Source organism: Kocuria sp. LUK (genome assembly GCF_021012935.1).
Taxonomy (GTDB): Bacteria; Actinomycetota; Actinomycetes; order Actinomycetales; family Micrococcaceae; genus Kocuria; species Kocuria flava.
Window position 1 is genome coordinate 427095 of the sequence record NZ_JAJMZI010000002.1, and the last position, 12211, is coordinate 439305.

Below are 12211 nucleotides of genomic sequence, written 5' to 3' on the forward strand. Positions count from 1 at the left end.
AGCCTATGGATGCATGTGCAAACACCGGCGCAGGCCGCTGTCCCCAGTTGCGGGGGCACTGTGGGGGTTCAACCGGGTCGTGGTCAGGTCGTTCACCGTGCATGCCCGGGTGTCACCGGAAGCCATGTCGACTCAGATGCTTGTTCTGTGCACATGCAAAGGTATGGAATCCGGTGACCACCCCTCGTTCCCGAGAGCAGGCCACCGTGACCCTTCACTCGCCGACGGCACCCCGGCACCCCGGGCCGGAGTCCTCCGCCCGCCCCACCGCCGGCACCGCCGTCCCGCCGGTCGCCTTCCCGGACGACTCCTCGCCGCCCTTCATCCGCTCGCTGGGTTTCGCGGCCTTCCGCCTGCTCCGACCGATGCCCGAGCCCGCGACCGAGCCGCCCCTCCGGCCGCTGACGGACCGGTGCGCGGCTCAGGCCGTGATGGCCGAGGCCCTCTCCGTCCAGGAGGGCGTGCCGCCCCGGTCCTGGTGGGGCCGCCTGACCGGTGCCGACCCGCTCAGTGCCGAGAGCCGTCCGTGGGTGCGGGGTGCGGAGGGCGAGCTGTGGGTCGGCGAGCTCCTCGACCGGCTGGGCCCGGAGTGGACGGTGCTGCACTCGGTGCCCGTCGGGGTCGGGGCCTCCGACATCGACCACGTGCTCGTGGGCCCGGCGGGGGTGTTCACGCTGAACACCAAGCACCACGCAGGGCAGGACGTGTGGCTCGGGGAGCACCTGCTCATGGTCGCGGGGCAGCGCACCCACCACCTCCGCCACGCCCGCCACGAGGCGGCCCGCGCGGCCAAGAGGCTCGGTGCCGCCGTGGGGGAACCCGTGCACGTCACCCCGGTGATCGTGCTGGTGGCCCCGAAGGAGCTGACCGTCCGGCAGCGCCCTGCCGACGTGCAGGTGCTCACGGACCAGAGGCTGCTGCGGTGGCTGCGCCGTCGTCGTGCGGTGCTGACCGCCGATCAGGTCGCCCGCCTCGAGGCGGCCGCCGCGCGGCCGGAGACCTGGCACGACGCGCCCGGCCCCGCGGAGGACCCGGTCACGCTGCGCGAGCGCTTCACCGCGCTCCAGGAGAGCGTGCGCGCGGCCCGGCTCCGCCGTGCGCTGTGGCGGTTCGGCGGTCCCGCCGCTGCCGCGGTGCTCTTCTTCGGGTCTGAGCCGGTCCGCGCGGTGCTGAGCGGTCTCTGACCCGCACGGCGCTGAAGTGCTCTGTGCGCGGTGACGGTGGGCGACCCCCGTCCGGGCGCTCTTGCGGTGCTCGTTCCGCGGGCGCACAGTGTGGGCATGACGAGGATGGGCCCGTGGTTCGTGCTGGCCGTGGTGGTCGCGGCCCTGGCCCACCTGGTGGTCGGGTTCTACTACCTGGCCAGCGGCCTGATGGCACCGCTGTGGGCCGTCGTCCTGCTGGGCGTGTGGTGGGTGCTGCTCGCCCTCGTCGGGGTGTGGCTGGTGCGGTGCCGCACCTACCTGGTGCTGCTCGTCCCGGTCGCGGCCGCCGCCACGTGGTTCGGCGTCATGGCCTTCGGCAGTTCCGTGCTCGGCTGGAGACCCTGAGGCCGCCGTCGCGGTCCTCCGATCGCGAGCGAGGCCTGTGAGCGGAACGTCAGGCGCCGGGCGGCCGGTAGGCGACCTGTCCGGCGCGGCGCAGGGCCTCCAGCGTCTCCTCGACGCTCAGGAGCACCGTCGTCTCGAAGGAGCTCAGGGCCCCGCCGCCGGTGATGGCCAGGGCCACCGCGGCCATGGACACGTTGTCGGGCGCCTCCCAGAGGGCGTAGGCGTCGTGGGCCCCGAAGGCGTACCAGAAGCCGTGGAGCTGCCCGCCGACCGTCTCGATGTACTCCCGGCCGGCCACGCGGCGGTCCTCCGGGTGGGCGATCATCCGCGCCCACGTCTCGGGGGTGTAGCTGAACCTCGTCAGGTAGAGCGGCATCGTCCCGTCCTTCCGTCCGGCGCGGCAGCACTGGCGCCGCTCGCGTGGGGTGCCCCGACCGTAGGCCCGGGCCCGCACGGGCCCAAGGGCGGAGGCCGCATCGACACCGGTCCGTGACTCCCGGCGGTTCCGTGTCGGGACGCGGAACGACGACGGACCGCCCGCCGCCGCTCCCGCCGCGCAGGGGCCGGCCGTCATGTGGTCTTCACGCAGGTCCGCCCGGGTGCCGCGGACCTAGACTGGGACTCCCGAAAGGCCTGATCCGAAGGAGCGTGCGTCATGGCCTTCGTCCAGTTGATCGAGTTCAGCACCTCGAAGCCGGAAGAGGTGGAGAAGATCGTCGCGGAGTGGGAGAGCAGCTCCCAGGGCACCAGGACCGCCCGGCGGGTCCTGTCGACGAAAGACCTCGACGATCCGAACCGCTACACCCACATCGTCTTCTTCGACTCCTACGAGTCCGCCATGGAGAACTCCAACCTCCCGGAGACCCAGGAGTACGCGAAGAAGCTGATGGCACTCATGGACGGGGAACCCGTCTTCCGCAACCTCGACGTCCTGGAGGAGCACGACCTCTGAGACACAGACGGAGGGCCCCGGTGCGCGTGCGCACCGGGGCCCTCCGCACGCCGTCTCAGGCCGGGGCGCCGCTGCGCTCGACCCGGTTCGTGAACTCGCCGCCGCCCGCCAGGGCCTCGAGGTTCTCGCGCAGCAGCTCCCCGCCGCCGATGGGCCGCCCGCCGGCCATGTGCGGGGTGATGGTCAGGTTCGGCGCCGTCCACAGGGCGGCGTCCGCGGGTAGGGGCTCCCGGGAGGCGACGTCGATGGCCGCGCCGGCGATGGACCCGCGGGTCAGGGCCTCGACGAGCGCGTCCTCGTCCACGGTCGAGCCCCGGCCCACGTTGACGACGAAGGCGTGCGGGGGCAGGGCGTCGAGCCGCTCCTCGTTCAGCGCGCGCTCGGTGGCCGGGTCGTGGGGCAGGATCAGCACGAGCACGTCCGTCTCGGGCAGCTGCTCGGGCAGCTGGTCGGGGGTGACGACCGGGTAGCCGCCGCGCTCGCCGGCGCTGCGGGCCACGCCGGTGACCGTGCTGCCCAGCGCGGTGCACAGCCCGGCCAGGTGCTGCCCGATCGCGCCGAAGCCCCAGATGAGCACGCGCGCGTCCAGCAGGGTGGTGAGCCGGCCCTCGGGGTGCAGCGGCTGCAGCCCGCCCAGCTCCGGGTCCCAGAGGTGCTCCTCCTGGGAGCGCGCCGCGGCCGGCAGCTGGCGGACCAGGTGGAGCATCAGCGCGAGCGCGTGCTCGGCCACGGTCAGGGTGTGCAGACCGATGCCGGCGCACAGCACCGCCTCCCGGCGGAACCCGGCCTGCAGCACGGAGTCCGGCCCGGCCGCCAGCGCCTGCACCAGCTCCACCCGGGTCAGGCGGCGGGCGGTCTCCTGCAGGACCTCGAGCGGGGTGCCCCAGTCGACGAGGACCTGCGCGTCGGCGTGCTCCTGCGGCACGGGAGCCTGGGCGTCGTAGCGGACCACCTCGTGGCCGGGCAGGTCCGCGGGGACGATGTCGGCGGTGTCGGGGATGAGGATCTTCATCGGGTCGGGCTCTCCTGCTCGGGTCGGCGCGTCGGCTGCTCCGCCGGCACGGCGGGGACCCGACGGGTATCGGGTTCCACCGTACGGGGCGCGGAGCGGGGGAGCGGTGTCCGGCCCGCGCAGGAGGCGCGTTCCCGGTGGTGCTCCGGCCGGGGAACGCCCGGACAGGGGAGTGCGCAGCGGGAGGGCCCCGGCGCGGACGCGCACCGGGGCCCTCCTCCCTGTGATGAGGGGTCAGACCAGGCTGAAGCCCTCGTACTGCTTGGCCGCGACCTCGTCGCACTTGGCCCGGTAGGCCCCGACCCCGCCCACGTAGGGCATGAACACCCGCGGCTTGCCGGGCACGTTCGCGCCCAGGTACCAGGAGTTGGCCTGCGGGAACAGGGTCATGTCCGCGGCGTCGTTGACGTGCTGCACCCACGCGTCCTCCGCCTCGGGGGAGGCCTCGGAGCGGGTGAGGCCCTGGTCCTCGAGGTAGCGGATGTGGTCGGTGATCCAGTCGACGTGCTGCTCGATCGAGGTGACCATGTTGCTGAGCACCGACGGGCTGCCGGGGCCGGTGACCAGGAACAGGTTCGGGAACCCGGCGGTGGCCAGCCCGAGGTAGGTCCGCGGGCCGGCGGCCCACTTCTCGGCGAGGGCGAGGCCCTCGGTGCCCCGGATGTCGATCCGGTTCAGGGCCCCGGTCATGGCGTCGAAGCCGGTGGCGAAGACGATCGCGTCGACCTCGTACTCCTGCTCCGTGGTGGCCAGCCCCCGCTCGGTCAGCCGGGTGATCGGCGCGGAGCGGACGTCGACCAGGGAGACGTTCTCCCGGTTGAACGTCGCGTAGTAGTCGGTGTCCACGCAGATCCGCTTGGTGCCCACGGGGTGGTCGTACGGCTTGAGCAGCTCCGCGACCTGCGGGTCGTCGACGATCTCGTCGATGCGCTCGCGGATGTACTGGGCCACGACGTCGTTGGCCTCCTTGCTGATCGCGAGGTCCGAGAAGCACTGCCCGAGGCGGAACCCGCCCAGCGTCCAGTGCTCCTCCATGACCTTGCGCTGCTCCGCCGGGTCGGTCTCGAGGGCCGAGGCGGTGCTGGGCGGGAACGGCAGCCCGGTGGGGGTCTGCCGGGCGATCTCGCGGATCCGCGGGTACTCGGCCTTGATCTTCGCCCACTCCTGCGGGTCCAGCGGCTGGTTGCGCGCCGGGACGCTGAAGTTCGGGGTGCGCTGGAAGACCGTGAGGTGCTCGGCCTGCTTCGCGATCACGGGGATCGACTGGATGCCGGAGGAGCCGGTGCCGATCACGGCCACGCGCTTGCCGGTGAAGTCCACGCCCTCGTGCGGCCAGGAGCCGGTGTGGTAGACCTCCCCGGTGAAGTCGGCCAGGCCCTCGAAGTCCGGCACGCGCCCGGCCGAGAGGCAGCCGGTGGCCATGATGCAGTATCGGGCGCTGACGGTCTCCTCGGTGCCGTCGACGGTCGAGCGGGTGGTCACGGCCCACCGTGCGGCGGCGTCGTCGTAGACGGCGGAGACCACCTCGGTGTCCAGCTGGATGTCGGGGCGGAGCTCGAAGCGGTCGGCCACGTGGTTGAGGTAGCGCAGGATCTCGGGCTGGGTGGGGTATCGCTCGGTCCACTCCCACTCCTGCTCCAGCTCCGGGGAGAAGGAGTAGGAGTAGTAGGGGCTCTCCACGTCGCAGCGGGCCCCGGGGTAGCGGTTCCAGTACCACGTGCCGCCCACGCCGTCGCCCTTCTCGATGACGGCCACGGACATCCCCGCCCCGCGCAGGCGGTGGAGGAGGTAGAGGCCGGAGAACCCGGCGCCGACGACGACGACGTCCAGCTCGCGCACGGTGCTCATCGCTCGCCCGCCTCCTCCAGCTCGGCCCGGACGTCCGTGGCGATCGACTCCACCACGAAGTCCATGACCTCGGCGCTGGCCGGCAGCACGTTGACCATGGAGAAGAAGCCGTGCATCTGGCCCTCCCAGCGGCGGTGGTGGACCTCGACCCCCGCCTCCTCGAGCTTCGCGGCGTAGGCCTCGCCCTCGTCGCGCAGGACGTCGTGGGCGGCGGTGATGACCAGCGCCGGCGGCAGCCCGGAGAGGTCCTCGGCGTGGAACGGCGCGGCGTCCGGATGCGTGCGCTGCTCGGCGTCGGGGACGTACTGGTCCCAGAACCAGGACATGAACTCGGTGGTCAGCAGCGTCTGGTTCTCCTCCTCGCCGTAGGAGGGGCGGGTGAAGTCGGCGTCGGTGACCGGGTAGATCAGCACCTGCTTCGCGATCGCCGGCCCGCCGTTCTCCCGGGCCCGCAGAGCCATGACGGCCGAGAGGTTCCCGCCGGCGCTGTCCCCGCCGACGTAGAGCGGGGCCTGCGCCCCGGCGAGCTCCGTCAGGTGCTCGCCCGCCCAGGTCAGGGCGGTCCAGGAGTCCTCCACCGCGGCGGGGAAGGGGTGCTCGGGGGCCTTGCGGTAGTCCACGAGGACGACGGCGCAGCCCGACTTCTCGGCCAGCTGCCGGCCCAGGGTGTCGTAGCCGTCGATGTCCTGCAGCACCCAGCCGCCGCCGTGGAGGTAGACGAACACGCCGGTCGGGGACTCCTGCGGCACGTGCACCCGGATGCGGAAGCTGCCGCCGTCGGAGGCGTCCAGGACGTGGTCCTCGGTGCGGTGCATCTCGGGGCCGGTGCCGAACATCTCGTTCATGGCGGCGGCGGTGGCGCGGGCCTCGGCGGGGCTCATCTGCCACATGGGCTTGGCGTCGGGCCCGGCGGCCTCGGCGGAGGCGGCCAGGAAGGCGAGGGTGGCGTGGTCCAGGGACATGGGTGTCTCCTCATCGACGGAACGATTCCTGCGCCGCTCGACCCGAGTGATGCAGGTCACACAGACGGTAGACTGCACACTGCATTGTTTCTAGAGGGCCCCCGAATGTTTCTCCCCCACTTCTGGCTACGCTGGGGGCACCACCGGCCGCCCGCCGCGTTCCCGGTCCCCGGGCCTGCGGCGACGACCGGACCGGCCGACGGAGGGACACGAGGACTGTGGCGTTCGAGATGCCGGCCACCCGGCGCGAGGCGGTCGCGCAGCACCTGCGGGAGGAGATCCTCTCCGGCGCCCTGGCCCCCGGCGCCCCCATCCGCGACGCCGAGATCGCCGCTCGCCTCGACGTGAGCATCACCCCGGTGCGCGAGGCCATCACCGAGCTCATCGGCGAGGGGCTCGTGGTCAGCACCGCCAACAAGCGCCGGCACGTCGCCGTGCTCACCCAGCGCCGGGCCATCGAGCTCATGGACGTGCTCGGGGTCGTCACCGTGGCCGCGCTCGAGCGCGCAGTGCCCGCCCTCGACGACGGGCGCCTCGACGCGCTCGCCGACGCCGTCGACCGCTTCACCGAGGAGGTGGGGCAGCACCGCTTCGAGGCCTCCCGCACCGGCCTGGTCGACGCCGTGCGCGTGCTGCTGGCCACCGCCGACAACGACGAGCTGACGGCCATGGCCGAGCACGTCATGCTGCGCTCGCTGCGGCGGATCTCGCTCTACCCCTCCGGCCACCTCGTGCCGCTGTGGGTCGAGGGCTGGCAGGAAACCCTGCGGCTGCTGCGCGCGGGCGCCGGCCCGGAGGCGGTGGCCCGGCTGAAGGCGTTCTTCACGGAGCTCACCACCCGGATGCGGGCGGACCGTCCGCTCGACGCGACGGTGGGGCCGGCCGCGCAGGGCTGACCGCGCACCGGGCGCCGGTGCCCGGGGATCCCGGCGCGGCCCCGGACCCCGCGGTCTCAGCGCGCGCGGGTTCCGTCGCGCGGGGTCCCCTCGCCCAGGGCCACCAGGCTGCGGCGCAGCGTGTGCCACCAGCCGTCCCAGCCGAGCTCGTGCCACGGCACCCGGTCCTCGGCCGGGATCGCCAGGCGCCCGATCGCCGTGTACACCGCCAGGATGCCGGTGGCGGCCAGCAGGAGGAACAGGTCCGTCGTCATGGGTGGCTCCTTGCCCGTGGGGGCCGGTCCGATCCGGCGCCCTCTCGTGCTGACCAGCCTGCTCGTCCGACCCCGGCCGTACGAGTGGCAGGAATGCCGCCTTCCGATCGATTTCTGCCAACCTTGGTCAGGTGTGCGCCGTGCGGGCGGAGGACGGCCGCCCCCGGCGCGCGGCGCAGTACTGCTCGGTCCGGGATTCCCCTCCCGTGCCGCCGGGGTGGTGCTCAGGCGGTGGTCGCGAAGCGGCGGCGGTACTGCTGCGGGCTGAGCCGGCGGACCCTGGCGAAGTGGTGGCGCAGCGTGGCCGCGTTGCCGAAGCCCACGTCCGCGGCGATGCGCTCCACCGGCAGGTCCGTCTCCTCGAGCAGCTGCTCGGCCCGGTGCAGGCGCCGCGCGGTGATCCAGGCGTGCGGGGTCGTGCCCGTCTCGTCGCGGAACCGGCGGGCGAAGGTGCGCGGGGACATGGCCGCGCGCCGGGCCAGGGCGTCGACGTCGAGCGGTTCGTCGAGATGCGCCACGATCCAGCCGAGCAGCGGGTCCAGCGTCTCGGCCCGGCGCTCGGGCACCGGCTCCTTGATGAACTGGGCCTGGCCGCCCTCGCGCTGCGGCGGCACGACCATGCGCCGGGCCACGGTGTTGGCCGCCGCCGAGCCGAACTCCTGGCGCCACAGGTGCAGGCAGGCGTCGAGGCCCGCCGCGGTGCCGGCGCTGGTGAGGACGGGGCCGTCCTCCACGTAGAGGACCTCGGGCACCACCTGCGCGGCGGGGAACCGCGCGGCCAGCTCCGCGGTGTGCATCCAGTGCGTGGTGCAGCGGCGGCCGTCGAGCAGCCCGGCCGCGCCCAGCACGAACGCCCCCGAGCAGATGGACAGCAGCCGGGCGCCGCGGGCGGAGGCCGCGCGCAGTACGTCGAGCACCTCGGCCGGGACCTCCCGCTCCCGGGACATGGCCGGCAGGACCACGAGGTCCGCCGCGGCCACCCGGTCGAGCCCGTGGTGGACGGCCAGGTCGAAGCCCGCGGTCGTGCGGACCGGCCGCCCGCCGGGGCTGCACACGGCGAAGTCCATCACCGGCAGGCCGTCGGCGGAGCGGTCGATGCCCCACGCCTCGCAGGCGACGCCGAGCTCGAAGGGGGAGACCTCGTCGAAGACGACGACGGCGACGCTGCGGATCATGGGCCCAGGCTCCCACGGCGGTGGCAGTTTTTCGATGGTGAGCGCAAAAGTGACCCTCGCGGTCGGGTGGCACGGCGGGAAGAATCGACCTCGAGGGCACCGGAGCACAGGCGAACAGGGGAGTGGCGATGGCTGGCACGGGGAACGGCGAGCACCCGCGGGTGGCGGTCCTGGGCGCGACCGGGCTGCTGGGCTCGCGGGTGGTGGCGCACCTGAGGGCGCACGGGGTCGACGTCGTCGAGGTCTCGCGCCGGCACGGCGCCGACGCCTCCACCGGCGAGGGGCTGGACGCCGCGTTCGACGGCGTCACCACCGTGGTCGACTGCCTCAACGTGGCGACGCTGTCCCGCCGGCGCGCCGTCGACTTCTTCACCACCGCCGCCCGCCACGTGCAGGCGGCGGCGCAGCGGCAGGGCGTGGCCCGGATCGTGTGCGTGACGATCCTCAACGCCCGGGACCCGCGGGTGCACCGGTGGCTGGGCTACTACGCGGGCAAGGCCGCCCAGGAGCGGACCTACCGTACCGGACCGGTCCCGGTGACGGTCGTGGCCTCGGCGCAGTGGTACGAGCTGGCCGGGACGCTGCTCGCGCAGCTGCGCCTCGGCCCGCTCTCCCTCGTGCCCGGGATGCGCTCGCAGCCGCTGGCCGCCGACGAGGCCGCCGCGTTCGTCGCCGACCGCGCCCTCGAGTCCGCCAGTGCTCCGGCCGGGGACGTCGCGATCGCCGGGCCGGAGGTGCGCGACCTGGCGCAGCTGGCCCGCGCGGTCGCCGCGCACCGCGGCGGGCGCCGGCGGGTGGTTCGCGTGCCGGTGTCCGTCACCGCCCTCGGCAACGGCGGCCTGTTGCCCCGGGGCGAGGTCACGACCGCCTCGACCCGGTTCGAGGACTGGCTGCGCGCGGGCTTGTGAGGACGCCGGACGGCGGTGCTGCAGGGCCCGGGCGCACCCGACCTATCCCTTCCACGGGGTGCTGCCCCCAGAACTGGCTCTTCGCTGAAGCAAATGCAGATGTATAGGATCCGGATGTCGACTCCGGTGCTCCTCGGCCCGGCTTCGGGTGCTTCCTCAGTCCTCCGGCCGGATTGCACCACCCGTCGCGTTTCCCCCTACCGCCTGCACGCACGACCGTGTCCTCCTCCTGCGTGCCTCGTCCAGGACGGCCGAGGGCTGGACGCCGTACTTCCCGTGGAACAGGGCCGAGAACCGGCCGAGGTGCGAGAACCCGCAGTCGAGGGCCACCTGCGTCACGGTCGCCTCGGGAGCGCCCTGTCGCAGCAGGCGATGGGCGCGCTCGAGCCGGGTCGTCGTGACGAACGCCAGGGGTGAGGTGCCGAGGTGTTCCCGGAACACGGTCTGCAACCGTCGCGCGCCGACGCCGGCCACCTCGCAGAGGTCGGTCGACGTCCAGCGCCGGGTGGGATCGTCCCGGACGGCGTCGGTCACCCGGGTCACCACGTAGGGTGCCGGGCTACGCCACCCGCTGACGTCGGCGACCTGGGACAGCAGCAGGGTGGCCAGTGAGGAGACCACGGAGTCCGCGAAGCTCTGCCGGAAGACGTCGAGGTCCAGCACGGCGCTGTCGTCGATGAACTGCTCTCCGCACTGCCGGACGTACTGGATCCACGAGCGACCCTGCGGCGAGCGCAGGTCCACGAGCTGCGGACCGCCGTAGCCGGTGGCCGAGCGGTCGGGAGCCTGTAGGGCGAGATGGTGCTCCAGCAGCCGGCGGTCCACCTTGACGCCCAGCACGTCGCTGTCCGCGGCCCAGCGCGTGATGGGGCACGGGCGGTCCGGCAGGAACAGGGCTCCCAGCCCGCCGGTCGAGTGCATGGGGCGGCCGTTCAGCTCCCATTCGAGGCTCCCGCTGAGGGGGATGTTCAGCTCGTAGGCGTCTGTGTAGTCGCAGTCGATCGCGATGTCAGCGCCCCACCGGATCCGGCCGACGGTCAGCGGCGCCAAGTGCACGGTGCGCACGAGCGACTCACCGGCGCTCGCGGACAGCTGTACAAGGCCGTGGCGGAAGTAGGCCTGTTCGACAGCGGCGTAGGCCTAGTCGAGGTCGGCCGTGCGCAGGTCCTGGGTGGCGTGGAGAGGTGGCATGGGTGATCGGGGCGTTCCTCGGTCGGCCAGGCATCTGTTCGGGTTCGGACTCAATCCATCGGTTCTGGGTCCTGATGGGGGTCGCATCGGGGACAAGGTGGTCGGGAAGCGGATATCCCCGCTGTGATCTGGTTCATAGTATCGCTGACCAGTTGCCGGGCAGGCGGCCGCTCGAGTGTCCTGCCGGCCGGGTCCATCGCTCGGTGGATCGCTCCGTTCGATCAGGAGGTATGCCATGACCGTCTCCGCCGCACCCGAGGCGCCCCAGTGGCTGCGCGACGTGACCATGCAGGAACTGGAACGCAACCCCTATCCGGTCTACGAGCGGCTCCGCCGTGAGCAGCCGCTCGCATTCATCCCGGTGCTCGGGGCCTACGTGGCCTCGACGCGGGAGGTCTGCACCGAGATCGCCAACCACCCCGACTTCGGGGGGATCATCACGAAGGCCGGGGGCCGGACCTTCGGCCACCCGGCCGTGATCGGCGTCAACGGGGACATCCACGAGGACCTCCGCTCCATGGTCGACCCGGCGCTGCAGCCCACGGAGGTGGACCGGTGGGTCGACGGCATGGTGCGGCCCATCGCCCAGCGCTACGTCGCGGACCTCGAGTACCGGGGCAGGGCCGAGCTGATGTCGGAGTTCTGCGAGAAGGTCTCGGTGCGCGCCGTCGGGAACCTCCTCGGCCTGGAGAGCGTCGACTCGGACAAGCTGCGCGAGTGGTTCCACAAGCTCAGCAACTCCTTCACCAACGCCGCCGTGGACGAGAGCGGTGACTTCGCCAATCCCGAGGGCTTCCGGGAGGGCGACGAGGCGAAGGCCGAGATCCGGTCCGTGGTGGATCCGCTGATCGACCGGTGGATCGTGGAGCCCGACGACTCGGCGATGTCCCACTGGCTCCACGACGGGATGCCCGAGGGCACCACCCGGGACCGTGACTACCTCTATCCCACCCTCTACGTCTTCCTGCTCGGCGCCCTCCAGGAGCCGGGGCACGCCATCGGCTCCACCCTGGCCGGACTGTTCAGCCGGCCGGAGCAGCTCGAGGCGGTCGTCGACGAGCCCGGCCTGCTGCCTCGAGCGATCGCCGAGGGCATGCGGTGGACCTCCCCGATCTGGTCGGCCACGGCGCGGGTGTCGGAGCAGGACACGGTGATTGCCGGGGTGCACCTGCCCGCGAACACCCCGGTGCTGATGTCCTACGGCTCGGCCAACCACGACGAGAACGCCTACGACGCCCCGTCCACGTACGACATCACGCGGCCGCCGCTGCCGCACTTGGCCTTCGGCGCCGGCAAGCACGCGTGCGCCGGCATCTACTTCGCCAACCACGTGTGCCGGATCGCCCTCGAGGAGCTGCTGGACACGCTGCCGAACATCGAGCTGGACCCCGACCACGTCGTCGACTTCTGGGGCTGGGGTTTCCGCGGCCCCACCGAACTGCACTGCCAGTGGGAGGTGTGAG

13 protein-coding genes and 1 pseudogene are annotated in these 12211 nt (G+C 72.8%); 6 read left to right on the plus strand and 8 right to left on the minus strand.

What is annotated here, in order from left to right; genetic code table 11:
* The first annotated feature begins 206 nt into the window (after positions 1–206).
* Together LQU92_RS04740 and LQU92_RS04745 are read left to right on the plus strand one after the other, a co-directional pair.
* On the plus strand, positions 207–1184 hold the full coding sequence (locus LQU92_RS04740) for a nuclease-related domain-containing protein (protein WP_230777848.1): 978 nt from the start codon (positions 207–209) through the stop codon (positions 1182–1184).
* Positions 1185–1280: 96 nt separating this feature from the next.
* The gene (locus tag LQU92_RS04745; protein ID WP_230777851.1) at positions 1281–1550 is read left to right on the plus strand and encodes a hypothetical protein; all 270 of its coding nucleotides are present in this window, start codon (positions 1281–1283) and stop codon (positions 1548–1550) included.
* Between the two features lie 49 nt (positions 1551–1599).
* Here the strand turns inward: LQU92_RS04745 and LQU92_RS04750 are convergent, their stop codons facing one another.
* On the minus strand, positions 1600–1926 hold the full coding sequence (locus tag LQU92_RS04750) for a GYD domain-containing protein (protein ID WP_230777863.1): 327 nt from the start codon (positions 1924–1926) through the stop codon (positions 1600–1602).
* 279 nt (positions 1927–2205) lie between these two features.
* Here LQU92_RS04750 and LQU92_RS04755 point away from each other — a divergent pair, with 279 nt between their 5' ends.
* The gene (locus tag LQU92_RS04755; protein ID WP_230777865.1) at positions 2206–2502 is read left to right on the plus strand and encodes a hypothetical protein; all 297 of its coding nucleotides are present in this window, start codon (positions 2206–2208) and stop codon (positions 2500–2502) included.
* Positions 2503–2557: 55 nt separating this feature from the next.
* Here LQU92_RS04755 and LQU92_RS04760 read toward each other — a convergent pair whose 3' ends face one another.
* The 3 genes from LQU92_RS04760 to LQU92_RS04770 all read right to left on the minus strand — a co-directional run bounded on the left by LQU92_RS04760 (position 2558) and on the right by LQU92_RS04770 (position 6324).
* Positions 2558–3514 (minus strand): NAD(P)-dependent oxidoreductase, encoded by a 957-nt coding sequence (locus tag LQU92_RS04760; protein WP_230777868.1) that lies wholly within the window; start codon positions 3512–3514, stop codon positions 2558–2560.
* 234 nt (positions 3515–3748) lie between these two features.
* A complete protein-coding gene (locus LQU92_RS04765) occupies positions 3749–5362 on the minus strand; it encodes an NAD(P)/FAD-dependent oxidoreductase (protein ID WP_230777879.1) in 1614 nt (537 codons plus the stop codon).
* Entirely contained in the window at positions 5359–6324 is a 966-nt protein-coding gene (locus LQU92_RS04770) for an alpha/beta hydrolase (RefSeq protein ID WP_255667077.1), read from the minus strand. The genes LQU92_RS04765 and LQU92_RS04770 overlap by 4 nt, the downstream gene beginning before the upstream one ends.
* Before the next feature lie 218 nt (positions 6325–6542).
* Between LQU92_RS04770 and LQU92_RS04775 the strand changes: the two genes are divergently transcribed.
* Positions 6543–7220, plus strand: coding sequence for a GntR family transcriptional regulator (locus LQU92_RS04775; RefSeq protein ID WP_230777881.1), 678 nt, complete (start codon positions 6543–6545; stop codon positions 7218–7220).
* A gap of 56 nt (positions 7221–7276) precedes the next feature.
* Here LQU92_RS04775 and LQU92_RS04780 read toward each other — a convergent pair whose 3' ends face one another.
* Together LQU92_RS04780 and LQU92_RS04785 are read right to left on the minus strand one after the other, a co-directional pair.
* Positions 7277–7474 carry a hypothetical protein gene (locus tag LQU92_RS04780; protein WP_230777883.1) on the minus strand — a complete coding sequence of 66 codons (198 nt, stop codon included), beginning with the start codon at positions 7472–7474 and terminating at the stop codon, positions 7277–7279.
* A gap of 224 nt (positions 7475–7698) precedes the next feature.
* Positions 7699–8649 (minus strand): helix-turn-helix domain-containing protein, encoded by a 951-nt coding sequence (locus LQU92_RS04785; protein ID WP_230777885.1) that lies wholly within the window; start codon positions 8647–8649, stop codon positions 7699–7701.
* Between the two features lie 128 nt (positions 8650–8777).
* Between LQU92_RS04785 and LQU92_RS04790 the strand changes: the two genes are divergently transcribed.
* Positions 8778–9557 (plus strand): SDR family oxidoreductase, encoded by a 780-nt coding sequence (locus LQU92_RS04790; protein WP_230777903.1) that lies wholly within the window; start codon positions 8778–8780, stop codon positions 9555–9557.
* 156 nt (positions 9558–9713) lie between these two features.
* Here the strand turns inward: LQU92_RS04790 and LQU92_RS14885 are convergent, their stop codons facing one another.
* Positions 9714–10220 carry a helix-turn-helix transcriptional regulator gene (locus tag LQU92_RS14885; protein ID WP_374229646.1) on the minus strand — a complete coding sequence of 169 codons (507 nt, stop codon included), beginning with the start codon at positions 10218–10220 and terminating at the stop codon, positions 9714–9716.
* A 24-nt stretch (positions 10221–10244) separates the two neighbouring features.
* Positions 10245–10679: pseudogene (locus LQU92_RS14890) on the minus strand (hypothetical protein); the annotation flags it as partial.
* Between the two features lie 304 nt (positions 10680–10983).
* Here LQU92_RS14890 and LQU92_RS04800 point away from each other — a divergent pair.
* A complete protein-coding gene (locus LQU92_RS04800; protein WP_230777906.1) occupies positions 10984–12210 on the plus strand; it encodes a cytochrome P450 in 1227 nt (408 codons plus the stop codon).
* The last annotated feature ends 1 nt before the right edge of the window (position 12211 follow it).

Excerpts from the sequence above, each read along its gene's own strand:
- LQU92_RS04770 (WP_255667077.1), bottom strand. The coding sequence starts at position 6,324 with ATGTCCCTGGACCACGCCACCCTCGCCTTCCTGGCCGCCTCCGCCGAG.
- LQU92_RS04750 (WP_230777863.1), bottom strand. The coding sequence starts at position 1,926 with ATGCCGCTCTACCTGACGAGGTTCAGCTACACCCCCGAGACGTGGGCG.
- LQU92_RS04765 (WP_230777879.1), bottom strand. The coding sequence starts at position 5,362 with ATGAGCACCGTGCGCGAGCTGGACGTCGTCGTCGTCGGCGCCGGGTTC.
- LQU92_RS04790 (WP_230777903.1), top strand. The coding sequence starts at position 8,778 with ATGGCTGGCACGGGGAACGGCGAGCACCCGCGGGTGGCGGTCCTGGGC.
- LQU92_RS04800 (WP_230777906.1), top strand. The coding sequence starts at position 10,984 with ATGACCGTCTCCGCCGCACCCGAGGCGCCCCAGTGGCTGCGCGACGTG.
- LQU92_RS04780 (WP_230777883.1), bottom strand. The coding sequence starts at position 7,474 with ATGACGACGGACCTGTTCCTCCTGCTGGCCGCCACCGGCATCCTGGCG.
- LQU92_RS04745 (WP_230777851.1), top strand. The coding sequence starts at position 1,281 with ATGACGAGGATGGGCCCGTGGTTCGTGCTGGCCGTGGTGGTCGCGGCC.
- LQU92_RS04755 (WP_230777865.1), top strand. The coding sequence starts at position 2,206 with ATGGCCTTCGTCCAGTTGATCGAGTTCAGCACCTCGAAGCCGGAAGAG.
- LQU92_RS04785 (WP_230777885.1), bottom strand. The coding sequence starts at position 8,649 with ATGATCCGCAGCGTCGCCGTCGTCGTCTTCGACGAGGTCTCCCCCTTC.
- LQU92_RS04760 (WP_230777868.1), bottom strand. The coding sequence starts at position 3,514 with ATGAAGATCCTCATCCCCGACACCGCCGACATCGTCCCCGCGGACCTG.